Below are 25845 nucleotides of genomic sequence, written 5' to 3'. Positions count from 1 at the left end.
AAACATTTTTTGAGGGTTGCAAAGCTGGCATTAACTTAGGATAACACGGTATTCACGCTACAGGCCTTACGGCCCTTGGTCCGCCCGAGGCATTTCGAGGAGCTGAGTCAGGCGGACAACCCTGTGAACCTAACCGCGTCGCGGCCGGCCCTACGGGCCTTAAGGTTCTCGGGTTCGTGAATACAAGAGACGTTATAGGAAATCAGCACAGATTTAAATTAAGAAAGGTGTGAAGGAATTGATTTACGAGCTTGAAAAAAAACATTTTCATAGATGCAATGATATTGTAAATCGAGGTGTAAATATAGAAGGAAAAGCAATAGTAGCTGGAATAAACCCAGGAAGAATTTTTGTTGACAATATCGATAAACCGCGATCAGCCGTGATATGGCAAGGTAATTTAGATGGTTTCATTTTTGTCGGTGATTCAAAAAGTGCTTCATTCAATAAGGAAATTAAACAATATATTGAAAAAGTAATCATACCGCAAGCAAAAGAACTCGGTATGAGATGGTTTGAATGTATCAGCGATCATCCAAGTTGGTACTTAACGTTTGAAGAAGAAATATTTAATGGTAGGAATTTAGAGACGTGGAATCAATTTGTTTATACTTTAAGCCCTATTGAATATGAATCCGTAAGAGTGCCTGAAATTGATCGAGAATATACGGTGCAAAAAATAACAATTGATATGTTAAACGCTAATAATATTAATAATTTAAAATTAGTAGAAACAAAAATAATGGAATTTTGGGGAAGCGCAAATGATTTTTTTGAAAATGGAATGGGATACTGCATTTTGCATGACAATCATATTGTTAGTGTATGCATGACGGGATTTCGTTACAAAAATATTCATGGAATTGATATTGAAACTATTGGATCCTATCAAGGCAAGAAGCTCGCTCAAAATGCCGTACATTCATTTGTCGAGAATTGTTTTATAAATGGTTTTATTCCTTACTGGGATTGTATGGAGGTGAATTATCCATCGAACGCAGTTGCAAAAAGAATAGGTTTCAAAAAAGAATTTAGTTATAAGGGATATGAGTTTGAATTATAAAAATTATTTGTATGTGATTCAATGGAGGCACTGACATCCTATAACACTATACTCATTTTTCGGGGCATTTGCCCCTCGGTCCGGCAGAAGTGAGAAGTGGAATCGAAGAGGTATTTAAGATACGAGGAAGCAGATTCAGCCGGATACATCGATTTCCCTAAGATAGGTGCTATCTAAGGGAGATCGACGTCGTGAATACAAAAACATTATAAGAAATCAGCGCAATAAAAAACAAAGAGATTTAAAACAATTCTTGGAGGATGATAAAATGAACGATTGGGCAACCCATTATGCGTCAACTATTAGCTTAATAAATACATTGGGAATGATTTTATTAACCGCAATATACGTATACTTTACTATTAAAATCCAAAAAGCAAATAATAAAGTGGTTGAACAAAATGAAATATCAAGAAAAGAAAATAATATGCCATTTATTATCGTCTACTTTGACATGACGATATTCAATTTGCTCGATATGCATATTAAAAATATAGGAAAGAACCCAGCTAAAAAAATTTTAGTTAAGCTTGAGTCTCTTAATGACACAAGCAAAGTAAAATACTTAGAAAGAGCTTCATTTATTGATAAAGAGCTTGCATTATTAGCGCCCGATCAGTCTTTAAGAACAACGGTAGGTTCATTGATTGAATTGGAAAATAGTAATGGAGACTACCCTCAATATAGAGTAAATATTGTTTATCAAGACTTGGATAATAATAATTTTGAACAGGATTATATTATTGATGCAAACATGTATAAGGGAACAGTTCAGGCTGTTGTAAAAAATATTCATGATTTAACAAAGGAAGTTGAGAAGATAGAATCACATTTAAGTAAGATTTCTAATACATAATGATTGCAGGTAAATCGTTGAAGGCGTTGACATCCTATAAACCATACTCACGCTACGGACCTTACGGTCCTTGGTCTGCCAGAGGTATTTCGGAGAAGCGGAATCAGGCAGTCAACCCCGCACTGGCTAAGTCCGTCGTACCCGGTGCCAACGCGCCTTAAGCCAGTGAGGATTCGTGAATACAAAACGTTATGCGTAATTACTATAAATTTGTTCCGATCTAAAACCATAACCCAAATGGAGGTAGTAGATAGTGATTTTCCCGAATATTGAAACCGAAAGACTTTTCATGAGAGAACTAACTTTAGATGATGTTGAAGCAGTTTATAAACATTTTTCATATCCAGAAGTAACGAGATTTATGGATATTGATGTATGTAAAGATTTGCGAGAGGCAGAGGAGATTATTGCTTTTCATATACATGATTCAGGCTGTAGATACGGATTATTTAGTAAGGAGAATAATGGACTGATTGGGACATGCGGTTTTCATTGCTGGTCAACAGAGAATCAAGAAACCAAAGCAGAGATAGGATTTGATTTGTCCCCGGATTACTGGAAAAGAGGTCTGATGCAGGAAGCATTGATGAAGATTACCCGAATCGGATTTGATTTAATGAAGCTAGATTATATAGAGGCAACAACAGAAGTAGAGAATGTTCAGTCACAGAGACTTTTAAAGAGGTTGGGATTTACACAAGAGAGTGAACTGAAGGACAATTTAATATATTTTACATTGAGAGAGTAAGAAGCAGCTTGAAAGTAATTCAAGAAGACGGTAACTACGCATAACATCATATTCACGTATCGGGCATTTTCGCCCTCGGTCTGGCAGAAGTTAGAAGAGGATTCGGAGAGGCATTTCAGTAGCGGGGAAGCGGGATCAGCCGGACACATCCTCACCACCTAACCGCATCGCGGCCGCCCTTCGGGCTTAAGGTGGTGGGACGTCGTGAATACAAGAACGTTACGTGAAAGACTAGCAAACAATTGAAAGGAAGGAAAACATGATTAAAAAATCTAGTAAAATATTCTTTACAAATAAAAGAAGAGAAACTTTAGATTACTATAAGAAACTAAGTTTTACCGTGAATTATGATTTTGGATTTGTTGAACGTGAGGGTTTAGAAATGATATTTCACGAAACTAACGATGAAGATAGCCTCTGTAACTATCCAATACATGGGGGCAATGCCCTAGATATCTTTTGTATGGTAAGCGATGCAGAGGAGTTGTATAACGAGCTAAAGGGTAAAAATGCACGGATACATTATGAACTTAAGACTACCGATTATAACATGAAAGAATTTGCAATAATTGATCCTGCCGGATTTACGATTGGATTCGGTGAATCATTAAATGATTGAACTTTGAAAGTAACTCAAAGAAGGCTGTTCCATCACATAACATAGCATTCACGTATCGGGCCATGCGGCCTTTGGTCCGCTGAAGTATTTACGAGGAAGTTGGAGCAGCGGACACGTCGATCCCCCTAAGATAAGAGCTATCTAAGGGGGATCGACGTCGTGAATACAAGAACGTTATATGAAAGACTCGAAAAACTAAAAATTAAAAAGAAAAGAGAATCGATCATGTTTAAATATTATATGACTGAAATAAATAGGTCACTTAGATGAGGGATTTGGTGTTACGGCTGATTCCTTTTATAAATCTGCAGAAATACTTAAATCATCCGAAGAATATGAAAGTGTTTTTAATCCACAAAAACATATGCCAGTGCTATACCTATATCGTCATTCTTCCGAACTGTGTGCAAAATCATTAATATTAATAATGCATAGAAAGTTAAATATTAGTTTCGGGTTAAATAAAGATCAACTACCTGATTGCAAAAATCCTTCAATATATAACAATAAGAAGGAAGAGTGGGTGGATTTATATAAGTGTCACGATATTAAAGTTCTACTAGATAATCTTATAAAAACTGTAAACGATAATAAAGACTTATTGAGGGAAGTTGTGCCTCATATAAAATGGGGATTTAAACACTTAAATTATAATGATTTGTTGGTTATAGATAAATATGATTTCGACAGTACTTTTCTTAGATATCCTGTGACAAGAGATAGAGGTAAAGACAAAAAGAAAGAAACTTTCAAAAGGTTTACTAATTTAAAGAAAATAAAGAAGAGACCAGATAACAAAGGTAGTATTATTTTGATCACAAAGGATAAACAGGGGAACTTTGTCGAAGGATTCCAAATGGTTGATGATGTATTAAATGATTTAGAAAAATCACTAAAGGAAGTTGTAATGTTCCTAAATGGTTATCACATAATGACAAGAATTGAATTATTAGAAGGATGGTAAACCAATAAATTATGAAAGTTATGGCTACGTGGATGAGTCCTTCATATAACATCGCATTCCTACTGCGGGCATTCGCCCTTGATCGCTAAGAAGGATTTATAAGAAGTATATTCAGGCGATACATTCAACCAGCTAAGTCTGACGACCCAGAACTACGGTCCTTAAGCCGCTTGAACGTCTGGAATACCCAAACGTTACATGAAATGCTCTATAGACAAAAAATTAAAAAAGAGTTTGTTTGAAAAAATTAGTTAAACTTGTAGTGTGATTGAAATCGGAAATAATGTAACTTAATTCCAGACTGTGGGTTTACTATTATGAACGATATTTATAAATCAAAGATCAATGCGTTTAGAAAACAGGGAAGAAAATGATATGAAGAACTAAAGATTATTATTGGGTGGTGAAAAGTATATGAAAGAAAGAATTATATTATCCTTATCTACTTTAGACGATGTAGATTTCATTGTTAATAAAAAAACTTGTGCTTCCTTATGGCCCTTCGAAGACTTTATTTCATCCGATAAGGAAGCAGTACGTAAAAATGTAGTAGAAAAAATTAATAGTGATTGGTATAAACAATACATTATTAAGCTTGATGACCCAGAAAGAACACCTATCGGAGAACTACATATTCATTGGTATGTAAAAGAGCGTGGAAGTTGGGAAATTGGTTATTGTATCTTTCCTGAATATCGAGGGCAAGGATATTGTGTAGAAGCTGCAAAAATAGCGTTGAGGTATGCTTTTGAAGATTGGAATGCGCATAAAGTGGTTGCTATGTGTAATGAATTCAATATCTCTTCATATAAGGTGATGGAAAGGATAGGAATGGTCAGAGAAGGAATATTTAGAGAAGAATTATCCTGGCAAGGTAAATGGGTAAATCAATTCTTTTACAGTATACTTGACAGTGAATTTCGAAAAAGGAATATCAATAGTTAACTTCGCAAATTTTTTTCGACATTCTGTTATTCATAAAATAATTGAGGGAAGGGAAGTCAGGGTCAAGAAAGAACTAAAGAATGAATGTAGTTCAAAGAAGAGAGCACCTTCATGTAACATCACATTCATGCTATGGATCGGCAAACCGATACTTGGTCCGCACCGAGGGATTTCGAGGAAGTTAGTTCAGGCGGACAACATTGCACTGAGTAAGTGCGCAAGCGCACCCGGCCTACGGCCTTAAGTCAGTGAATGTTCGTGAATACAAGAACGTTAGATGAAATAACCTGTAAGAATAGGAGAAAACATGAAACAATTTAAAATCCTAATAATTGTTGTTTTTCTCTGCTTATTCATGGGAGGTTGCAAAAGCAATTCGATAGATGAAGCATTTCGAAAGCGATATCCTAATAGAAACTATGAATTAGTTTATATTAACCAAGTAGAAGAGAAGAAAATAGGTTTGTTCAAAGCACCGTTTGAGAATGGCAATCCCGGAATCGGGGTAGCAATATTTGAAGGAAATGATAAGGATGGATGGAAGGTAATTGATTCATATTCTTATTATTCATCTTCCAAAGTAATTATCGAGGCTGAAAGAATTCATTTAGATAAGAAAGAGGGCTTTACAATCTTATATGGTTTAATTGATACTCCTGATATAACAAAAATCGAAGTTACGGATAAACATGGAGAAATTATCGTAGGAAATATTATTGATACTAATTGGAAGAGAATATGGTATGGGATAGCAGAAATAAATGAGATGAAAGTAAAAGCATATACGAAAGATGGTAAAGTAGCTGTTGAAGTACCCTACAAAGATAAGGAATAGTACGCAATTTCAAGAAGCCATGTTACTTCATCTAGCAAATTATTCACGCGGCGGACCTTACGACCCTTGATCTGCCAGAAGCATTTCAAAGAAGTAATATCAGGCAAACAACCCTGCGAAGGCTAAGTCTACGACCCAGTCGCTACGCTCCTTTAAGCCTTTCGGGTTCGTGAATACAAGAGACGTTATCCGAAACTGCTGAAGAAAAATATGGAAATAATAGGAAACAGTGATTGGAATCTTATCCATTTTATGTAGAAAAGGAAATATAAAAATGAATCTGACAGAACAATATAATATGTTATTAACTAATGCAGAATTTCTACTTATGGCTTATCAGGAGAAAGTGAAAAATAATGGGTCTTATAAAGAGGGACAACGGGTTATTGATATATGTAAAGAATGGATAACGAATAAAGAGTTAACCGCTGATGATATATACGAAACTATTGATTCCGAGGATGGATACGATATCGTAGAATTTAGTTATTTGGAAGGGATATCTGAAGAAGAGTCATATATGTGGGCTTTATTAACTGATATTGTATGTGCACTATGTAGTTTGGCATATCAAATGGAATATCAAAAATATGTACCACAGGTCATAGAAGGTATTAAAACTGAAAAAATCGAAGATTTCGTTATATTCCTTAATGGAAATATGAAGGTATATGAAAACATAAAGGAGTGCGCAGAGTATTTTGCTAAAAATGTATGTTATTGAAACGAGAATTTAGTATATGAACGGTATTGTTTATAATGGAGCAATATGAATACGAGATGGGGCAAGATTATAATCGTAGTTAAATCGAAGGTGTTTTAAGTTGACAAGGATTATTCCGAAGTTTTTACGCTCCTTTAAGCCTTTCGGGTCCGTAGATACAATAACGTTATGTGAAAAGACTACAAGACTAATAAAAAGTTCCACTGATGGAGAGTAAATTCATGATTAATTATATAATAATAATATTTATAACAACTATGCTTATTCATACAGCAGAGACATTATCATATTCTTTGAGATATGCAGGAGTAAAAATCAATAAAATAGCAATTGCTTTGTCTTTAACAGGTATTATTGTACTTATATCTAGAACAGCAAATTTAATCCAAGCGCCATTGACAGCAAAGATTATTGATTATGCCAAAATAGACATTTCATTTAATGTACTAGGATATCTTAGAATTATATTAATTTCCGCATCATTGGGAACAATTATAGCAATTATTCTCTTTCCTACGTTTGTGAATATATGGAGTAGATTGATTGTCAAATTGGAGCATGCAGGTTCATTACCTAGACTCATCTATAGCGTAAATGTCAGTCAAATAAGGAATACCAAATACTACTTTAAAAAACCATCATTACGTTTATATCAGTATAGATATTTAGGGATCTCTAAGAGATTTATCTTATTAAACATACTAGTGACATCAATTTACACAGTGGGAGTAATTGCTTCGTTATACGCGGCACACTTAGTACCTGAGTTGGGCACAACTGCATCACAATCATCAGGATTAATAAATGGAATTGCAACCATATTATTAACCATTTTTATAGATCCTCAAGTAGGATTAATAACTGACAAGGCTATTAATAAAGAGGAGTACAGAGAGCAACTTGGACGAATATATAATGTGTTAATGATTTCTCGGTTACTAGGGACATTACTAGCCCAAGCAATATTATTACCAGCTTCTTATTTTATTGTAATGATTATCAAATTAATATGATAGTACTCAAGAAGGAAGTCCCATCACATAACACAACATTCTCACATCGTCACTGGCGCTCCTCGGTCCGCAGTAGCATATTCAGGAAGAATGAGCTGCGGACACATCCATTCCCCTAAGATAAGAGCTATCTAAGGGGAATGGACGTAGTGAATGTAAAAACGTTAGATGAAATCTCCGAAAGCTACATAAAATAATAACTATTTTTAAGTTCAAAGCAATAACAACGATGAAAAGATATTTGGAGGCTCGAATGATAATAATTATGGATTTCGGAATGCACCTAGAAGCTATTGATATTGTAGAAGAATTAGGAGAACAAATTGAAGAATTACAAAAAGAGTTTCTGGACTGGTTATATAACAAAGAAGTAGACCATCAATACTGGATTTATAAAGACGGAAGTAAATGGGGAGTTAATTATAGAGGGTCGGCCTTCGTAGAATGGCTAAATAATTTTAAGTCAACTGAATATAGAAAAACGACATTAACCCAAGAAAACCATTTAAAAGCAGTAAAAACCATTTATTTTTAAGAACTATAGAATGAAGTTCGAAGAAGTTGGAGACATCACCTAACATTATATTCACGCATTGGAGCCTGACGGCTCCTCGGTCCGTGAGAAGCAATCGGCAGGGAAGTGGAATCAGCGGATATATCCGCATCGACTAACTGCGCAAGCGCAGCCGGATCCCGTTAGGATCCTTAAGTCGATGGGACGTCGTGAATACAAGAACGTTATACGACAGATTTAACAAATCAAAATTATTGAGGGCAAATTCAATGATGAAAAACCAAAATTTAAGAGACTTGATCTATGTAAGTTGTAGTGACTTAAATAGTAAATGTTTTTATTCATATGGGATCGAATTCTATGAATTTATGTCGTGTGTTCATAATAAACCAGAAAACCTAATTTTACTTAAACACAATTTTGATAATGCTCAATGGAATCCGCACACCAGATTTGATTATGTAACATCTAAAGAAATAAGTGAGTTAATTGAAGATAATGTTTACGGTTATGGAGATTTTTGTTGGGTTGATTATAATAATGAAGAAGACCTTGATAAGTTGACTAAATTTCAAATCGCAGAATTATTATTCTTTAGTCATCTCGCCAAGCCTTTGCGCGAAATACCAATGATAAGATTTGCTTATTATGCACATGATGATGGATGGTTTAATAAACTTTATGTGTCATTGCTTGAAGACTATAAAGTGATATTATCAAGAACAATAACTTTAAAATTACATAAATTGACGAAAAGATCGTTTGTTGAAATGCCAAATAATATTGCGAAAGTACTTTTGGAATCTGCATTGGAAGGCTTATTAATAGATTTATCAAAGATCACAAAAAGTAAAACAGATATAAAGATACCAATCGCAGCAGTTGGACATTATACCGATATGGATAAGGTTTACAATTTTAAGGAGGAGATAACTGAGTATAAGGTCTGGTTAGTTTATTCGAAGAAGACATGGAAGTTTTTCAGGGAAGGTTAAATCCGTCTTATAACATCATATACACGCTGCGGGGGAGAAGCCCCTTGTTCTGCCGAAGGGATTTCGAAGAAGTCGTATCAGGCAGACAACCCTGAACTGGCTAAGTCTTCGACCCGCCGCTACGCGGCTTAAGCCAGTGAGGGTTCGTGAATACAACAACGTTATACGAAACATTGGCTTGATAAAAAACGAAATTGGAGAAAACCATGAAACCCAATTTTATAGATATGGGAATGGCTATTAGTATGGGTCCAAAATTAAGAAAAGAAGTTGAAATGCAATTAATAAAAGATTTAAAACGATATCAAACAATTAATGATGAATTGCTATTCGACTGGTCTGCAAGTTGTGTAGAAGGAAAGTGTGTGAGCTATCGGGATGGATCAATTGATAGATTTTCAGGCATCATGATTTATAATGCAGATGATGAATTAGTAGCTGATGGTTGGATGGAATTTGTTTATAAGATTGAAGCAGATCAATTGGTTATTTATTGGGAATACCTATCTATCTATTTAAATGGCGAAGAAGTAAGTTTGAAATCAAATAAGGGCATTCCAAAACACATTGAAGATATTCTTTGAATAACAGAATACGAATGATAATCAGGAAGGCCAATGCTTCGTATAACATTATAATCACGCTTCAGGCCTGACGGCCCTTGGTCCGCAAGAAGCGATCGACAGAGAAGTGGATCCAGCGGACACATCCGCACCGACTAACCGCATCGCGGCCGCCCCCCATGTGGGGCTTAAGTCGGTGGGACGTCGTGAAGACAGGAACGTTATAGGAAATCAGCGAAAAACTAAATAAAATGAACCATAACCATACTCAATACTTCGATGATATTTATAAAGTATAAGTTTAGTTAAGGAGATGTTGTATTGTCAAATATAGATAAACTAGTTTCTCAAGTGTTATTTGTTGTTAAAACTATTGGATTATCTGAAATTACACCTATTGTTCTTAGTAATGGAGGCAACTTGATTATTCATTTGGCCCCCCATCCAATTGTTGCCCGATTAGCCAATGTCATTTCACAGGAAGAAACGGGTCTCGCATACAAGAGACTTTATCGAGAATTACAGGTAGCACGTCACCTTCAAATCAAGAACGTTCCCGTGTTACTACCTATTGATCTTCTTGATGCAGGACCATACAACGTTGATGGGACATGGATGACGCTTTGGAACTATGTTCCTCCTACACAATTACAACGACCATCACCAAGTGAAGCAGTTAGGCTCGTGAGTGACCTCTCCATAGCAATGAAGGACTTTTTTGACGAACTTCCAGTGCTTGGTGTTTGGGAACGGACTAGTCAATCGGCTGCGAGATTGATGAAAAGCTCTGACCAACGTATACAAGCATTACTCAAGTTGTTTCATAAAGTAGATAAACAGATGCGCTTAGAAACAAGTTTGCTAATACCATGTCATGGAGATGCCCAAGCTCGAAACTTAGTACCAAGTTCTAAAGGCTGGATATGGACGGATTTTGAGGATGTATCATTGATGCCCGCTTACTGGGACCTAGCATCATTTGTTGGTAATCTCATCTTGTTTAATGGATTTAAGGAGCCAACATTTAGGTACATGTTGAGCAATGAAGACATCGTCGTTGATCCAAAAGCATTTAGTTTTGCTATTACCGCCCGTATATTGATGTCTACACTAGGTAATTTAGATTATGCTATTGAAGGCTATGGTGATTTAAAATTTGCTACTCAACAATTAAAGCTCGCGGGAGATTTCATTAGCCAAGTTGACCAAGTCATTGAAGAAAAACATAGAAATTAAATGACCAAACGAGGCACAATAGTTGATGAAAGCGTTGTTAATTCTTACGACCCGGCACTTCGTGCCTTAAGCTGCTTGAACGTCAGAAATGCGGGTACGTTATCCGAAACCTCCGAGAATATTATAAAATAAATCAATAGTTGAGGTGATTCAAATGTCAGAAGAAAATAAAAATCATGAAACTCAACACATAGCTGATTACTCGGAATTAGAATCTCCCCAAATAAACTCAATGATTGAAGAGGCGCAAAGAAGTGAAGGTGGAGGACCTCCGAAGAAAGTTAATTTCAAATCAATGCCAAAACCAATAAGAATTTTCGGTTACTTTTTTATTGTTGTAATGATTCTGATGGTTGTATTTGCTATATTGTCGAATTATTTTTGAGGTTATAAATCACTATTAAAAGATCAAGTATTTAGAAGATCAAGTGTTTGTAAGAATATTTTTGTTATGTAGCTCGAGAGGTCGGAGTCATAGGATACACTGTATTCACGCATCGGATCGCAAGCGATCCTCGGTCCGCCGGAAGTAGGGGGAAGTGAATATATAACGGAGTAATTTCAGTACAAAGATGCACAATCAGGCGGACACATCCTGCGAGGCTAAGTCTTCGACTCGGCAGCTATGTTGCCTTAAGCCTCTCGGGTTCGTGAACACACAGAACGTTATAGGAAAGTCGGACAAAACCAATTAATTACATAGGAGATATCCATGACAATTATTAGTATTGAAGGCGCAAGTGCAGTCGGAAAAACTACGACTTCAGCTGAGCTTTCAAAAATCAAAAATGCGTTTCATATTCCAGAGGTAGCTATGTTGTGGAAGAAACCAGAACAGGAATACCCTGAATGGTTTTTTGAACGTCAATTATACAGATGGAACATAGCAGTAGAACAAGAGCAATCAAAAGATTTAGTGGTTGTTGATATAGATTTATTTCAACCTTTGTGGTACAACTGGTCATTTAATTTCTCATTATTTAATGGGCAGTCCTTAGAATTTGTTGAGAAGTTCTACAGACCAATGCTAATTGATAAGAGAATAGGCTTTCCAGATATGTATTTTTTGCTATATACAAACGAAGATAACCTAAGAAAACGAAAATTAATGGATAGTACAAGATTACGAAGAGGATTCGAATTAAACCTTAAATTTATTGAGCCTCAGCAAAGATATTTTCAAGCACTTAATAATAAGATTCCTGGATTAGTTCATTTTATAGAATCAGAAAGTATCGAACAAAACATAGAGGAAATAAACAAGAAAATAGAAAGTTGTAATAATAATCATAGGTACTCTGTTGAATTATTTGACTTCATAACTGAATGGCTAAGTAGTAATCAGGCAATTAGTGAAAGTGGCTTCGAGGAAGGCCCGACCATCCTATAACACCATGTTCGCGCATCTGGCCATTCAGCCCTCGGTCCGGCAGAAGTTAGAAGCGGATTCGGGATGAGAAATTCCAGCGGCAGGGAAGCGGAATCAGCCGGACACACTCGCATCACCTAACCGCATCGTGGCCGGTTCCTTAGGAACCTTAAGGTGGTGGGGCGTCGTGAATACAAGCACGTTAGCAGAAATTAATGCGAAAAAATATGAAAGGAATTGAAAAATGAATGAAATATTCGGGAAATATGTACAGAGTCTAAATTTAACAGGCGATTTGAGATATGATGTAAAAACATTTTTTGAACAAAATCATGATTTAAGAACATGGAACCACACATTAGATGTTGTGCATGAAGTAAAACAAGTCGCAAAATTATATACTATTAACCCTATGAAAGTCATTAAGGCAGCTTTGTTGCATGATATAAGCAATGTTATTCCAATTTCTACAATGCTGGATGTATCCAAAGAATTGTCTATTGAAATACTTGATGAAGAACTTAAATATGATAGAAGTATACATCAGAAACTATCAAAGTATATGGCTAAAGACATTTTTGGAATAACGGACAAAGAAATATTGAACGCAATTGAAAGTCATACAACTCACAAACCTAATTCCAATCTTACAGATAAGATATTATTTGTATCCGACAAAATTTCATGGAACTTACCCGGGGAACATCCATACTTACAGCAAATGAGAATTAAAGTTTATGAACTTAAAATAGATGAGGCCATCTTAATATATCTTAATAGCATATGGGATCAGCGAGATAAATTAAAACTAGTACATCCTTGGTTAATAGAGGCAAGAGAAGAGCTTCTAAATGAATATTAAGGGAGGCATTGATTTTGTAAACACGGCACTCCTACCTAATGTGTTTCAGGTCCGTAGCTTTAATCTGTAACAACAATGAATAAATGATATCCAAAGGGAGCAATTGTATGTCAAATATTATTCTTTTTAGGGGAAGAGCTGGAGTTGGTAAAACAACATTATCAAATGAATTGGGAAAGAGACTAGAGATAGCGATTATCAGGAAAGATGATATTTATGATTCGATATTTGATTTTATACAAGATCATGATGCGCGGAATAAATTTAGTTACCAACTAATTTATAAGATTATGCAAACAAATTTGAAGTGTAATGCGGATCTAATCATAGATGCACCGTTTCCAGAGATTTTAGAATTACAAAAATGGATCAATAACAATAACGGAGTACTGAAACCTATTTTATGCATTTGTAGTGATGAGGCTCTTTGGGCTTACAGATTTAATCAAAGAAAGTTAGATCCTAAGCCCAATAACATAATCACTAATTTTGAAGAAATGAAGAAACATTACGGAGATTTGAGGTTAAATCCCAATGATGGGGAACTCGTTTTAGATAGTGTCAAAGGGATTGAATTATTAATGACTCAAGCACAAGAATATCTTGCAAGATAAAATACTCTGAAAGTTATTTCGAGGAAGCTGAATCAGGCAGACAACCCTGCAAGGCTAAGTGGCAGAGCCACCCAGTCGCTCCGCTCCTTTAAGCCTCTCGTGTTCGTAGATACAAGAACGCTTGGTGAAATTAATGTAATGATATAAAAACCTATATTTTATGATTGGAGATATGAAATGATTATTAGAACAGAAATTGAACAGGATTTCGAAGATGTATATCAAATAAACTTTCAAGCATTTGGAAATAGAGAAGATGAATCAAAGCTAGTTGAACGAATCAGAAAGTCTGAAGAGTTTGTACCAGAGTTATCTCTGGTTGCAGAAAAAAACAATGAAATAGTGGGCCACATAATGCTTAGTAAAGCAATAGTGGAAGCTCAAAATGAAGTACATACAGTAATCGTATTGGCTCCAATAGCAATTAAGCCAGATTTACAAAAACAAGGAATAGGAAGTAGCTTGATCGAGGAAGGTATCAGAAGATGTAAAGCACTAGGATATGGACTCATTTTATTAATAGGACATCCTAGTTACTATCCACGGGTAGGATTTCAACCTGCAAGAAAATTTGGACTTGAGTTGAAACAGTTCGAAGTGCTTGATGAGGTTTTTATGGTTTATGAAGTTGAGGAAAGAAAACTTCAAGAAATCAGAGGGGAACTTAAATACCCGAAAGCATTTTTTAGTTGAATCGAAGATGGCATTAACATCAACTACACCATATTCACACATCGGGGCATTCGCCCCTCGGTCCGGCCGGAGTTAGAAGCGGATTCGGGATGAGAATTCCAGCAGCAGGGAAGCGGAATCAGCCGGACACACTCGCACTACCTAACTGCATCGCGGCCGGTTCCTTAGGAGCGTTAAGGTGGTGGGGCGTCGTGAATACAAGCACGTTAGGCGAAATTCAGAAGCATAGAATAAACATAAATGAAGGAAGCCGAGACAATGATAACTTCAGCAACTGAGTTTTATCGTTTAAGAACAAGTGAAAACCCTGATGAATACCTAAGAGCAGCATGGGAAGAGGCTTCAGTAGAAGTATGGAAAGAAGTGATTAATACATATCCAGACATGGCATTTTGGGTGGCACAAAATAAAACAGTGCCATTTGAAGTAATGGATATTTTATCTGAACATCCAGAGTGGCGTGTTCGGTGTATGATTGCATCAAAAAACAAGATTACTGAGGACCTTCAAATGAAATTTGTAAATGATATTGAAGTACTCGTTAGAAGATCTATTGCCAGACATAAAAAAGCGACTTTAAAAATTCTTCAAATATTTATTAATGATGAAGATGAAGAGATAAGAGCGATAGCAAAAAGTAGAATAGAAGAAGGAAGGTATAAATAATACTTGAAGGTAATTCAAACTAACTCCGCCTAACATCGTATTCATGCTGCGGTCGCTTACGCGCCTTTGGTCCACCCGAGGATATTCGGAGAAGCTGAATCAGGCGGACAACCCTGCGAGGCTAAGTCCGTCGGACCCGGCGCTTACCACCTTAAACCTCTCAGGTTCGTGAATACCGAAAACGTTATATGAAACCGACTAATTAGAATAGAGAGGGATAATCCATGGAAGTAATTCTAAAACAGTTAGAAACTCAAGATCTAAAGGAAATATGGAAAGAAGCGTTTGTTAATCATAATATACATCGATCGGATGAGTATTATGATTTATGTGAGAAAGAGAACAAAGATGGAAAACGTGTTACGTTACTAGCATTCATAAATCACGAATTAGCAGGAGTTTCACATTTGAAATATGAATCCGACTATCCGTATTTTAAGGAACATAGCATTCCAGAAATCAATGATTTAAATGTATTCTCAGAGTACCAAAGACGTGGTATTGCCAATCAGATAATCAATGAATTTGAGATCATAGTAAATAGAAAGTATAACAGGATTGGAATTGGAGTGGGATTATTTAAAGATTATGGAACAGCACAAAGAATATATTGCAGAAGAGGTTTTATACCTGATGGAAATGGAATTATGTATAATAACAAGGAAGTAGATCCAGGAGATGTAGTGCGTGTAGATGACGATTTAAATCTATATTTTATTAAAGAACTAAATAAGAATCTATTGTAAGTAGTATCAAGAAGTGTCGGCGTCATATAACAAAACATTCACGCATCGATCTGACGCTCCCTGCACCGACTAAGATAATAGCAATCTAAGTCGGTGAGGGTTCGTGAATGCGGAAACGTTAGAATGAGTAAGCAAATAAATGAATAAGGACGATGGCATATGAATCAGCATATCAAAGAAAATCTAAAAAGAAGTTACGATGAGAATGCAAAATTGAGGGATAAATCCAGTATTGAACCGTGGAAACTAAATGAACTTGATTATTTTCTTTCACTTTTGAATTTAAGAAAGCAAACCAAAATCTTAGATCTGGGAGCTGGTTCTGGCCAGCATAGTAGGTACATAAAGGAAAATGGGCATGATGTTACGTGCATTGACATTAGTCCCAAAATGGTAGAAGCCTGTATTAGAAGGGGACTCAATGCTCTCAAAATGGATTTCTATAACTTAAGTTTTGAAGATAATTTTTTTGATGGAATTTGGGCGATGAATTCACTATTACACATTCCAAAACAAGATTTATTAAATGTTCTAAAAGAAATAAGACGTGTAATGAAACCTGAAAGTACTTTTTATATGGGTGTGTACGGCGGATATAATAGTGAAGGTATATGGGAAGAAGATCCATGTCAACCACAGCGATTTTTTTCATTTTATGATGAGATGAAGATGAAGGAGAAAGTCACACAAATATTTGATCTTCAAGAATTCAGAACAGTTCCTCTGGAAGGAATGAAGTTAAATTTCCAAGGAATGGTTTTAAGGAAAGGGTAATGTTTTCAAAGGAGTTGGCGACATCATCTAACAAAGTATTCGCAATTCGGGAACGCATGAACGTTAAATGAAATCATCGTAATTTCGATTTTGAAAGAGGTTTCAAAAATGAAAAAAAGAGATAAACATGCATTGTTCGTTTTTGGAATATTTGCCATTGTCACTGTCGTTGTAATGATTTTCCTAAATAATAATCGAGATGTACAACCAGATAACAGCCTCCCATATCTTGATTCTAATTCTGAGTTGAAATTTCTCTTAGAAGGAGAATCTACTCAAATGAAGGGAATGAAAGTATCTATTGGCAGGCAAGAAGATCCAGTGAATTACGTCAGCATACCTAATCATTCAGAGGAGCTATATAGAGAAACAATTAATCTACCAACCGAACAAGTTCATTTAATAAAGTTTAAACACGGTGGACCGGCAGCAAATCCATCACCAGATTCGATAATGTATTGGATATATGCACAAAGAGTTAATAAGGAGGTACCGAAAAAAACGAATACCTATTATATTGAAGCAACTGTTTCAATTGATAATGAAATGATAAAAAAAGAACTCTTGAAAATAGCGGAGTCTTGGAAATTACCTAAATAATAGGAAAAGCACATTAAGTAATTCAATAAGAATTTTTAATATAGTCTTATTCTGAGGAGCATCAGATATGGAAATTGCTATTGATGATATAAACCATGAAGAAAATAAAGGAAAGATAATTGTTGAGTTATCAGCCGAAGAATGTCTAGAAATATCGATTATCCAAACCTTTCAGTATGGGATGAGAGCAAAAATTAAACTAAGTAGAGACCATGTTGATTCCTTACTAGTAAGCTTAAATATAGGATTGAATAGAATGAACCAAGGAATTTCTTCTTTAGAACGTGAGGGAGTTAGAATAATAAATGTAGATAGCAATAGTAGAGAAAATACGGGAAAAATAATAGTATCTCTAATACCAAGTTACTTAATTTTAAGTATATCTTTAACTTACTTTGGTGATCCTGAATTGTTTCTCAATATGGAGCAAGTAGGATTATTAATAAATATTATTAAAGATCTAATGTAAGAAATAGAGAAGGAGATTTTCAGTAAATTCGCTGAAGAAGATCACATCATCTAACATTGTATTTACGCTACGTGGTATATTTCTCTTGGTCGGCCCGTGGCATTTCTGGGGAAGCGGAACTTGCAGAACTACTAGGCTAAGTTCATTGGAGCCGGGCGCACGTGAGCTTAAGCCACTTTGGTTAGTTAATACAAGAAAGTTAACTGAAATCGACAGATAGAGGTTTAAGAATGGCAAACAACATAACAATAAGACAACTCTCCAATCAGAGTGAAGTAATCTGTGAGTTTTTAAGGAAATGCGGAGAAGTGTAGACATTAACTACATTATATTCGCGCTGATAGATTGGTTAAAGCCGATCCTAGGTCTGCCAAGGGATATTGGTAGCGAAGCGTAAATAGGTAAATATACTTGGAGAAGCTCACCGTGTCGCGGTTGGAAACTAGATATGGAATGGATAAAAACGGTAAGACATTAATTTTATTTCTTCTAAATCTCAGAAGAAGATATCCCTATCGGGGGTTCATAGATACATATATCAACACGAAAGGAGAATATCAGAGATGTTAAAAATTGAGATAAACAGAGAAGACTATTGGAACTTTAATAAGTTTGTATTACTACAACGGTATAAAGCAACCGTTTATTCAATGATGGTAGGCTTGCCCATTTTAATGGTGTTAATATTACTTTTGATGAAACTACCTTTTTGGTACTGTGTAAGCTTTGGAGTCATTGGAGGAGCAGTAATAAATTATTCTACATATAAGAGTATGAAGCGTAGAATTATGAAATTGTTGGAGGATAACAAAGGAATATTAGGAATTCATGAAATAGAAATAACTAATGAGCAATTAGTATGGAGAAATTCAGTAACAGAAGGAAGTACGAAGTGGGAAGGGATAATAGCATAGAAGAAGATGATGAGTACTTCTATATTTTTATTGATAAAATCATGGCACACATCATACCTAAGAGAACATTTACAACACCTGCTGAGATGAATCTTTTTTCTAAACAAATAAAAGAATGTCTTAAAAATAATAAATGAGTGTCAGAAATGACGGTGATCATTTTCATAATTTTATATAAGTTGAAATACCACATAACTTATTTATGGGGGTGGAGTCGATGAAAAAAGGGTTTTATTTTATAATCGTTTTGATGGTAGGGTTATTTCTCCTAGCTAATACACATTTAAAATCCTCACTCGGTGATAGCCTTTTTAAAGCTATTGGACTTTCTCCATGGACAGATAAGAACAATACAGGATTATTTTTACCTGCGATTATTGGACTCGTTCTTTTATTAATTGGTATTGTTGGAACAGTAAGAAACTTTCGCTCTAAATACCCGAAGATTTTAAGTCGATTAATAATGGGAACTATTGCATTTTTTCTTGTTTTTCCCTATGTATCTGAAGGGGTGATGTTCTTAGTGAAGCACAATTCAAAGGGTATCGATTCAATAGATATTTCAAAAGGCAATTGTAATTTTAAAACAGAAGACAATCACGTGATTGCTAATTGTAATTTCGCAATTTTCAATTATGGGCAATTAGATCGAATAGCGATCAAACCGATTCTTAAAAATGATTTTTATGAATCTATTGGTATAGAATTCGAAAAAAATATACTTACATTTGATAGGCATAGCAAAAGGACGATTAACATGCAATTCATTGGCGTTCAGAGAAATGGGAGCGGCATGTCAGGGTCAATACAAGATGTTGGTTTTGAACTTGACATAAATCACACTTCGGGGTAGCAGTTCTCTGTTCGGTAGAAGTTAGAAGAGGATTCGAGGATGATTTCTAGCAGCTTCATACAACTTGCATGCATTTGAGGGGTCGCCACTATATGCCCAGACGGTCCTTTTGTGAAAGGATTTGAAAATCAGGATAAATAACTATATATTCCTGACTGCTAAACGGCAGTCTTTATTTGTTAGCGGGTAGAAATGCTCGTATTTCCTGTCCTAGTATCACCAACAGTGTTGAACTTATTTCGTTACGAAAGGTGATTAAATGTTGACAAGACTCCAAAGAATTATTGCAGTTGTATTAGGTGTGTTATTAGTAATGATGTGTAGTGAATACACACGGTCATATTCATCTATTGACCTAGCTATTAAATCTAATACATCAGAAGAGAACTTGAAGCATGTCAAGCAGGTTATACTAAATTCACAATCTAATAATAAGTCCTATTATTTTTACCTTAATGATCGAGATGATGTGGTGTGTGCAGAACTCTCTAAAGGACTGTTTGGTTGGTATACCGAATCATTTAGTACAGGGAGTGGATTGAACATAAAAGAAAACATCCAGATTCCAACAAATGGATATAGCCGTTCAGATTATTTTATTTTTGGTTTAGCATCAAGTCAAGTTGATAGGATTGAGATCAATAATAAATCTGCAAAATTATATTCTCTTAATTTATATGTAAATATTGATGGAAATGAGGATAAGAAGTTATGGTGTTTGGAACTAGATAGAAATAAAAATGTAGAACTTCGTATCAAGGCTTATGATAAAAATAACAAGGAGCTTTGAATGTTTTCGCTTAGATCCTTTAAGCTTAGAGGGTTCGTGGAAAGTAATGAATAATTACTATAAATAATAAATTTAAGGTTGGTTAGTCACGATGAGCATGAATACAACAACGTTAGTAGAAATTAAATGCAATAGGTTATGTGAAACTACCTAAAAGCAAAAAAATTAATTGAAGATTGGATGTTTATTATGAGAGATTCGGAAGAGTCTGACGAAATTATTATTAGTTATTTGCCTTCGAAAAAAGAAATTGATTTTGACAAAAAAATGATGGAAAAGTTGAAGATTGGATTGAAGATCGGATGTATCACTTGTGGTATATACTTGATTACTTTTGGAATATTATTTTGGGACTTTTTCATAGTTGCCTTTATAGCAGTACCAGTATTTCTCATGTTATTAATACCTTTGTTTTTAGTCTTCGAACTATATCAAATTAATAGTAGAATATTAAGGTGTTTCTTAACTTTCATAACTCGAGTATTTATGCCGGCATGCATTGTAATGATGTTTGAACATTTCTATGGACTACTCACTATCTCCGTATTTTTTATGTCTATATTATTTTATTTGTTAGATATCTCCTATAAGAAGTTTAAGGCCGCAAAACTTTATTTATAACAATAAGAGAAGAATTAGTGATGGTTATCAATTTGGTAAACCGGTGTCGATTAGACTCCTATCATAAGGAGGATTACTATGAATTTTGTCGGTCGGCTTGTACTTCATACTATACTTTGCGGGTTGACGACCACGTTGGTTATGGCCATATATCATGGTGAGTTTAATGAGATCAATGTGGTACAGTTGATTGTCTTAATAGTTGTTATTGCAGTGGCTGTTAAGAAGAAGGTATTTTGATTCGATCGGGTCGATGCCTAGATGTTCTTTATCACTTGCCTACATTGCTCTTCTGCATAGCATCATGCACATCATCGTCTAACACCGTATTTACACGGCGTGGTTAGGACCCATTGGAGATAAGTCCATATAAACAGGAGGATCGAATACAAGTGAAAATGTATTTATTTCCATTATTTTTTATTGGACTTTCATTAATTATAATTGTTGATTCAATGAAGCCATACAAGAATAAACTTGGAACAAAGACTCTCATAATTTTTATAGAAACTGCATTATCAGTGGCTCTTCCCTATACTATATTTAAGTTCTTTATGGTTATATTTTCTCACCATTATGAGGCCCAATTTCTCGAAGGTTTAGTAAGCATAATTATTTCAATAATCACAATCCCTATATATGGAAAATTATTCGCAATTATTAATAAGAAGATTGAATGCGACCTTTCTAAACTTAAATATTATTATTTATACTCAGTGCGCGTTGTGTTACTTGGTGTAGTTATTCAAATTGTCCTCTTCATTATACTTGATAATCCATTTGTTGTTCATGTTGAAGGATGGTAATGAAAACCACACAACATTAATAAATCATAACAAATGAACTCTCTAAGAAGACTCCAACAGCGCCTAACACCGAATTCATGTGTTGGGTCATTCGGGTCCTCGGTCCGCCCGAGGAATTTCGTGATGTGGGTCATGCGGACATCCTCTGCAAACCAAACTGCGTCGCGGTCGGTACTTGGGAGAGTGATGCCATGATTCGAGGGAAACAAGTTATTAATCTACTAGTTGGAGCTATTACATTTGCAATAGTAACAACCGTTCTATAATATTTATGTACTGATAATTATCATTTGCCGGTACAGTTATTAACCCATTATGACAGTGAAGGTTCGTTAATACATAAACGTTAGATGATGCATAACTTTAAAGGAGACAATCATGAAGCCTAAATTTCCATCCCAAGTAGATGAAATATTGGATCTTTATATAAAAAATGTGAACAGTCTAAAGCCTAATCTACTTGAAGGATTCTATCTGTATGGATCAATCGTATCAGAGGATTTTTCGTTAGAACTAAGTGATATCGATTTTATAGCAATTACTAAAGAAAGACTTTCAGAAGCAGAAATTAAAATGTTACACCAAGTTCATCGTAAGGTAGAACTGAAATATAAGAAACCTAATCTAAATGGTATATATATTACCTGGGATGATTTGGGAAAATTACAGAGTGAAATTCAACCTTTTCCTTATTTTTTGGAAGGCAAAATGTACAAGTCAGGTTACTTTGAGTTAAATTTGGTAACTTGGTATGAATTTAAGAACAAAGGGATTAAAATAATGGGTCCAGAAATATCTGATTTAAATATTGAAGTGGATTTCGAGCTCCTAATATCAAGAATGCACCAGAATTTGAATAGTTACTGGAGTAATTGGATTATTAGATCATCAAAGCTTTTGTCCCTTGTATCCTTAGCCCTTTATTTTAGAAGAAATGATATGGAGTGGGGAGTATTAGGCATTACCAGACTTTTTTATACTTTTCGAGAGCATAAGATTACTACGAAGGTTGGGGCTGGAAAATACGCTTTAGAAGTTGTACCAGTACAATGGCATAAGATTATTCAGGAATGTATAAACACAAGAAGTGGAATGACAAAATCCCTTTATCAATCAAGAATTACACGAAAATCAGATGCAATCAATTATATGAAATATATCATGAAAGAAAGCAATAGGATATTTGAGATTAACATGTAGAGGAAATAATACGCAGTGAATTTAAGAAGCATCCTCTGGTTTATAGGATGCTTCTTTGACGTTTACTTGAACCTTCGCTCGCACAAACAGGATAACCAGGGGATAGTCAGTGCAATAGATCCCACAATGTTCATCTTACGGGTTGGGAGGTGTTGGAACCGCCGGATCTCCATTCCGACCAAGCCTTTTGCTTGCTGTTTCACGTTTTCCGACAGCAGGGACATGACTTCCCGCTTTTGCAAGGCCGAAAACAGGCATGTTGTTATAGACGCACTCGTATTGCTTTTCAGGGACAAGGTACGTTTCATGATAAATCCCAACAACACCACTTGTTCCAACTTTTTGGTTGAAACGTTTCCATGCAGCTAAGTGGATCGCACCTTTTTGTGCATAGTGTTCTAACTGTTCAAAGGATTTCCAGTATTGTACGAGAGTTACCCCTCTCCAAGATAAATGAAAGCTGGTATGTAGAAACCCTAAATCTGGATTTCGGTACAACTCTTGGATCATTGGATTCATTGCCTTAAATACGGGCAGCCATTTGTGCACAGCCCATAATTTGTTGATTCGCATGCCGATGATAAAAACAACGAAAGATCCATCGATTTGTGCCGTATATCGGCCAGGTATAACTTTACTCATGCTCACATCACTCCTCTAGCTATTTTCAATCAATTGGAGATGGGCGTCGTACACATTTGAAACTTCAGAGGAATCATACAATTGTGCAGTCAAAAATGCTCCGTAAAACACAGTAAATAGAACCTGAACTGCCATTTCAACTGTGATGCCATTTTTAAGTTTCCCGTTCATTTTCGCCTCAGTCATACACCGATGAAATAGATCAAACATATTGGGTGACTGGGCTCCAATATCCTCGTGATTGGGAAATAGTAATAAAGTCTCTGCTTGACTCATTTCAGGCATACAAGGATGCATTTTCATTTCTGCTAGAAAAGAAATCAGACTCGGCATTAATCCGGGTCTTTCCCTATTCTGCTCAGCTACTTTATGCATCAGATGCCTGACAGACGAGAAACCGCTCTTCCCCTCATCTTCAATTTCGATGATACGTTCAGTTAACCAGACACGCATAAAATAAAGGAGCAGATCTTCCTTTCTTTCGAAATATTTGAAAAAGGTAACCCGTGAAACTTCCGCTTTCCGGCAAATATCGTCGAGCATGACTTCCCTGAACATTTTCTCTCCCATAAGAGATAGACTGGCTTCATATAAGGCTATTTTATTTCGAGCTTTTTTTAATTCCCGCAGGGGAATGTCCGAAAGGATCACAGAATACCACCCTTAATATTAATTAACTTCACTTAAAATATTAACACGTGTAAACTTTTGTTGTCAATGTAATACATGAGCATTTCATGAAGAGGTTGAAAGATACGAAAGGATCGACCACTCCAATATGTATTTACAAATCGAAGTTGACTGGTAATATAAGGGTGGTAATCGAATTTTTAAATAAAGATAGATTTTGATGAAATATTGAAAGGACTTTTAAATTGAAAATACAACCAAATACACTAAGTATGGAAATAACCAAGAAAGTACAGATTGAGTATCTCCTCTCTTTTCCTGAAGGATATGCTGACGAAACTCGTGAGTGGGGACTTATTATTTTTTTACATGGTATTGGTATGAGGGGCGGGGATGTAACCAAGTTATCGAATTATGGATTGCTTGAATTAGTTAATGAAGGTGAATTATCGTTACCATTTGTAATTGCAGCCCCCCAATGCCCAAGTGAGTCTTATTGGAATATGGAGCGTGACGCAGTCACAGCTTTAGTTGCTGAGCTTACGGCTAATCATCGCGTAGATCCAAGTCAAGTTTATTTGATTGGATATAGTATGGGAGGATATGGAATTTGGGATTTGGCTATACATAATCCGAAAATGTTCGCAGCAATTGTGCCATTGAGTTCGGGTGGCCAAGTATCCAAAGCAGCACAGCTCAAAGACACACCGATTTGGGCTTTTCATGGAGCCAAAGATGATATTGTCCCACTAGAACAAATGACAAGCATGATAACTGCAATTGAACAGCATCAAGGGGATGTCAGACTCACTATATACCCAGATCTGGGACATGACATAATGAAAGAAACATTAAGAAACCAAGAGATATATACTTGGTTGCAAGAACAAAAAATAGACTAATATGAGGTGAAGTTATTAATGGAATTATCATTGTGCAGCTGATCTGTTTGAGAAAGTCAGTGGGAAACAATGGGATGAAAATATGGGAGATTTGTTCAAGAAGTTAAGCCTGAAAAGAACTACCCTACATGCTGAAAACATATTAGAAGATGAGGATTCTGCACTATATTATTGTAGCAATAAAGATATTTTACATAATGTAATCAAGCCTAACCTAGAGATGGATGTGTTTAAGTGTCCTTTTCCAATAAATTCTTTAGGGGCTCCAATGGGATTTATTTATTCAACTGCAAATGATCTATGTAAATATTTGTCCTCATATATGTGTGAACATCCCTTTATGTCTCAGGCTATGATTGATCGAATGTATGAGCCTGTTTGGCGCTTTGCTAATGAATCCGGATATGCTCTAGGATGGGGAACAAGGCAAAAGGAGAGTCATATCATTATCGAGCATGGAGGAGGGTTTTCTGGTGTTAGTGCATATGTCTGTATGGTTCCATCAGAGAGAATAGGCGTAGTTGTTGTCTCCAATCATGATGAGACACCATCCCAAAAGATATGCAATGCGGTTCTGGATACGTTACTTAAACATTTTGATTAGCATATAAAAGTTGCT

33 protein-coding genes are annotated in these 25845 nt (G+C 35.5%); 31 read left to right on the top strand and 2 right to left on the bottom strand.

The window, feature by feature from the left end; translation table 11 throughout:
- Positions 1-229 precede the first annotated feature (229 nt).
- From ACSBOP_RS11845 to ACSBOP_RS11705, 29 genes are all read left to right on the top strand, one after another.
- Positions 230-1063, top strand: a complete 834-nt coding sequence (locus tag ACSBOP_RS11845) for a GNAT family N-acetyltransferase (RefSeq protein ID WP_442600745.1) — start codon at positions 230-232, stop codon at positions 1061-1063.
- A 268-nt stretch (positions 1064-1331) separates the two neighbouring features.
- Positions 1332-1919: a hypothetical protein gene (locus ACSBOP_RS11840; protein WP_442600744.1), complete on the top strand. Its 588-nt coding sequence runs from the start codon at positions 1332-1334 to the stop codon at positions 1917-1919.
- Positions 1920-2172: 253 nt separating this feature from the next.
- Positions 2173-2667 (top strand): GNAT family N-acetyltransferase, encoded by a 495-nt coding sequence (locus ACSBOP_RS11835; RefSeq protein ID WP_442600743.1) that lies wholly within the window; start codon positions 2173-2175, stop codon positions 2665-2667.
- A gap of 259 nt (positions 2668-2926) precedes the next feature.
- Complete coding sequence (locus tag ACSBOP_RS11830; protein WP_442600742.1) at positions 2927-3286, top strand: VOC family protein; 360 nt, start codon at positions 2927-2929, stop codon at positions 3284-3286.
- Positions 3287-3809: 523 nt separating this feature from the next.
- Positions 3810-4250: a hypothetical protein gene (locus ACSBOP_RS11825; RefSeq protein ID WP_442600741.1), complete on the top strand. Its 441-nt coding sequence runs from the start codon at positions 3810-3812 to the stop codon at positions 4248-4250.
- Between the two features lie 414 nt (positions 4251-4664).
- Positions 4665-5195, top strand: coding sequence for a GNAT family N-acetyltransferase (locus tag ACSBOP_RS11820; RefSeq protein WP_442600740.1), 531 nt, complete (start codon positions 4665-4667; stop codon positions 5193-5195).
- A 307-nt stretch (positions 5196-5502) separates the two neighbouring features.
- On the top strand, positions 5503-6030 hold the full coding sequence (locus tag ACSBOP_RS11815; protein ID WP_442600739.1) for a hypothetical protein: 528 nt from the start codon (positions 5503-5505) through the stop codon (positions 6028-6030).
- A gap of 274 nt (positions 6031-6304) precedes the next feature.
- Complete coding sequence (locus ACSBOP_RS11810; protein WP_442600738.1) at positions 6305-6754, top strand: Imm6 family immunity protein; 450 nt, start codon at positions 6305-6307, stop codon at positions 6752-6754.
- 221 nt (positions 6755-6975) lie between these two features.
- Complete coding sequence (locus ACSBOP_RS11805; RefSeq protein WP_442600737.1) at positions 6976-7767, top strand: lipid II flippase Amj family protein; 792 nt, start codon at positions 6976-6978, stop codon at positions 7765-7767.
- A gap of 253 nt (positions 7768-8020) precedes the next feature.
- Positions 8021-8302 carry a hypothetical protein gene (locus ACSBOP_RS11800; RefSeq protein ID WP_442600736.1) on the top strand — a complete coding sequence of 94 codons (282 nt, stop codon included), beginning with the start codon at positions 8021-8023 and terminating at the stop codon, positions 8300-8302.
- 248 nt (positions 8303-8550) lie between these two features.
- Positions 8551-9276: a hypothetical protein gene (locus ACSBOP_RS11795; RefSeq protein WP_442600735.1), complete on the top strand. Its 726-nt coding sequence runs from the start codon at positions 8551-8553 to the stop codon at positions 9274-9276.
- A 206-nt stretch (positions 9277-9482) separates the two neighbouring features.
- Positions 9483-9860 (top strand): hypothetical protein, encoded by a 378-nt coding sequence (locus tag ACSBOP_RS11790; RefSeq protein ID WP_442600734.1) that lies wholly within the window; start codon positions 9483-9485, stop codon positions 9858-9860.
- A gap of 300 nt (positions 9861-10160) precedes the next feature.
- Positions 10161-11075, top strand: coding sequence for a phosphotransferase family protein (locus tag ACSBOP_RS11785; RefSeq protein WP_442600733.1), 915 nt, complete (start codon positions 10161-10163; stop codon positions 11073-11075).
- 154 nt (positions 11076-11229) lie between these two features.
- Positions 11230-11460 carry a hypothetical protein gene (locus tag ACSBOP_RS11780; RefSeq protein ID WP_442600732.1) on the top strand — a complete coding sequence of 77 codons (231 nt, stop codon included), beginning with the start codon at positions 11230-11232 and terminating at the stop codon, positions 11458-11460.
- A gap of 327 nt (positions 11461-11787) precedes the next feature.
- Complete coding sequence (locus ACSBOP_RS11775; RefSeq protein ID WP_442600731.1) at positions 11788-12465, top strand: hypothetical protein; 678 nt, start codon at positions 11788-11790, stop codon at positions 12463-12465.
- A 223-nt stretch (positions 12466-12688) separates the two neighbouring features.
- Positions 12689-13306 carry an HD domain-containing protein gene (locus ACSBOP_RS11770; protein WP_442600730.1) on the top strand — a complete coding sequence of 206 codons (618 nt, stop codon included), beginning with the start codon at positions 12689-12691 and terminating at the stop codon, positions 13304-13306.
- Between the two features lie 107 nt (positions 13307-13413).
- Entirely contained in the window at positions 13414-13920 is a 507-nt protein-coding gene (locus ACSBOP_RS11765; protein WP_442600729.1) for an AAA family ATPase, read from the top strand.
- Positions 13921-14097: 177 nt separating this feature from the next.
- Positions 14098-14613 (top strand): GNAT family N-acetyltransferase, encoded by a 516-nt coding sequence (locus ACSBOP_RS11760; protein WP_442600728.1) that lies wholly within the window; start codon positions 14098-14100, stop codon positions 14611-14613.
- Positions 14614-14871: 258 nt separating this feature from the next.
- Positions 14872-15279 carry a hypothetical protein gene (locus ACSBOP_RS11755; protein ID WP_442600727.1) on the top strand — a complete coding sequence of 136 codons (408 nt, stop codon included), beginning with the start codon at positions 14872-14874 and terminating at the stop codon, positions 15277-15279.
- A gap of 224 nt (positions 15280-15503) precedes the next feature.
- The gene (locus tag ACSBOP_RS11750; RefSeq protein ID WP_442600726.1) at positions 15504-16025 is read left to right on the top strand and encodes a GNAT family N-acetyltransferase; all 522 of its coding nucleotides are present in this window, start codon (positions 15504-15506) and stop codon (positions 16023-16025) included.
- Positions 16026-16184: 159 nt separating this feature from the next.
- On the top strand, positions 16185-16799 hold the full coding sequence (locus ACSBOP_RS11745) for a class I SAM-dependent methyltransferase (RefSeq protein WP_442600725.1): 615 nt from the start codon (positions 16185-16187) through the stop codon (positions 16797-16799).
- A gap of 108 nt (positions 16800-16907) precedes the next feature.
- Positions 16908-17399, top strand: a complete 492-nt coding sequence (locus ACSBOP_RS11740; protein WP_442600724.1) for a hypothetical protein — start codon at positions 16908-16910, stop codon at positions 17397-17399.
- 67 nt (positions 17400-17466) lie between these two features.
- On the top strand, positions 17467-17868 hold the full coding sequence (locus tag ACSBOP_RS11735; RefSeq protein ID WP_442600723.1) for a hypothetical protein: 402 nt from the start codon (positions 17467-17469) through the stop codon (positions 17866-17868).
- 563 nt (positions 17869-18431) lie between these two features.
- The gene (locus ACSBOP_RS11730; RefSeq protein WP_442600722.1) at positions 18432-18782 is read left to right on the top strand and encodes a hypothetical protein; all 351 of its coding nucleotides are present in this window, start codon (positions 18432-18434) and stop codon (positions 18780-18782) included.
- On the top strand, positions 18728-18919 hold the full coding sequence (locus tag ACSBOP_RS11725) for a YcxB family protein (protein ID WP_442600721.1): 192 nt from the start codon (positions 18728-18730) through the stop codon (positions 18917-18919). The genes ACSBOP_RS11730 and ACSBOP_RS11725 overlap by 55 nt, the downstream gene beginning before the upstream one ends.
- Positions 18920-18999: 80 nt before the next feature.
- On the top strand, positions 19000-19635 hold the full coding sequence (locus ACSBOP_RS11720; protein ID WP_442600720.1) for a hypothetical protein: 636 nt from the start codon (positions 19000-19002) through the stop codon (positions 19633-19635).
- A gap of 259 nt (positions 19636-19894) precedes the next feature.
- Positions 19895-20425 (top strand): hypothetical protein, encoded by a 531-nt coding sequence (locus tag ACSBOP_RS11715; protein ID WP_442600719.1) that lies wholly within the window; start codon positions 19895-19897, stop codon positions 20423-20425.
- A 1013-nt stretch (positions 20426-21438) separates the two neighbouring features.
- A complete protein-coding gene (locus ACSBOP_RS11710) occupies positions 21439-21852 on the top strand; it encodes a hypothetical protein (RefSeq protein WP_442600718.1) in 414 nt (137 codons plus the stop codon).
- A 378-nt stretch (positions 21853-22230) separates the two neighbouring features.
- Positions 22231-23052, top strand: a complete 822-nt coding sequence (locus ACSBOP_RS11705) for an aminoglycoside adenylyltransferase domain-containing protein (protein WP_442600717.1) — start codon at positions 22231-22233, stop codon at positions 23050-23052.
- A gap of 135 nt (positions 23053-23187) precedes the next feature.
- On the opposite strand, the gene ACSBOP_RS11700 is transcribed toward ACSBOP_RS11705, so the two are convergent.
- Together ACSBOP_RS11700 and ACSBOP_RS11695 are read right to left on the bottom strand one after the other, a co-directional pair.
- The gene (locus ACSBOP_RS11700) at positions 23188-23694 is read right to left on the bottom strand and encodes a DUF4188 domain-containing protein (RefSeq protein ID WP_442600716.1); all 507 of its coding nucleotides are present in this window, start codon (positions 23692-23694) and stop codon (positions 23188-23190) included.
- Positions 23695-23709: 15 nt separating this feature from the next.
- The gene (locus ACSBOP_RS11695; protein ID WP_442600715.1) at positions 23710-24345 is read right to left on the bottom strand and encodes a TetR/AcrR family transcriptional regulator; all 636 of its coding nucleotides are present in this window, start codon (positions 24343-24345) and stop codon (positions 23710-23712) included.
- 224 nt (positions 24346-24569) lie between these two features.
- On the opposite strand from ACSBOP_RS11695, the gene ACSBOP_RS11690 reads away from it, so the two are divergent.
- Both ACSBOP_RS11690 and ACSBOP_RS11685 read left to right on the top strand, forming a co-directional pair.
- Positions 24570-25226 (top strand): prolyl oligopeptidase family serine peptidase, encoded by a 657-nt coding sequence (locus tag ACSBOP_RS11690; RefSeq protein WP_442600714.1) that lies wholly within the window; start codon positions 24570-24572, stop codon positions 25224-25226.
- An 82-nt stretch (positions 25227-25308) separates the two neighbouring features.
- Positions 25309-25830, top strand: a complete 522-nt coding sequence (locus ACSBOP_RS11685) for a serine hydrolase (RefSeq protein ID WP_442600713.1) — start codon at positions 25309-25311, stop codon at positions 25828-25830.
- The last annotated feature ends 15 nt before the right edge of the window (positions 25831-25845 follow it).

This window comes from Paenibacillus sp. KN14-4R, assembly GCF_052180255.1.
Lineage (GTDB): Bacteria > Bacillota > Bacilli > Paenibacillales > NBRC-103111 > Paenibacillus_AM.
This window is presented reverse-complemented; position numbering and strand designations above follow the sequence as displayed.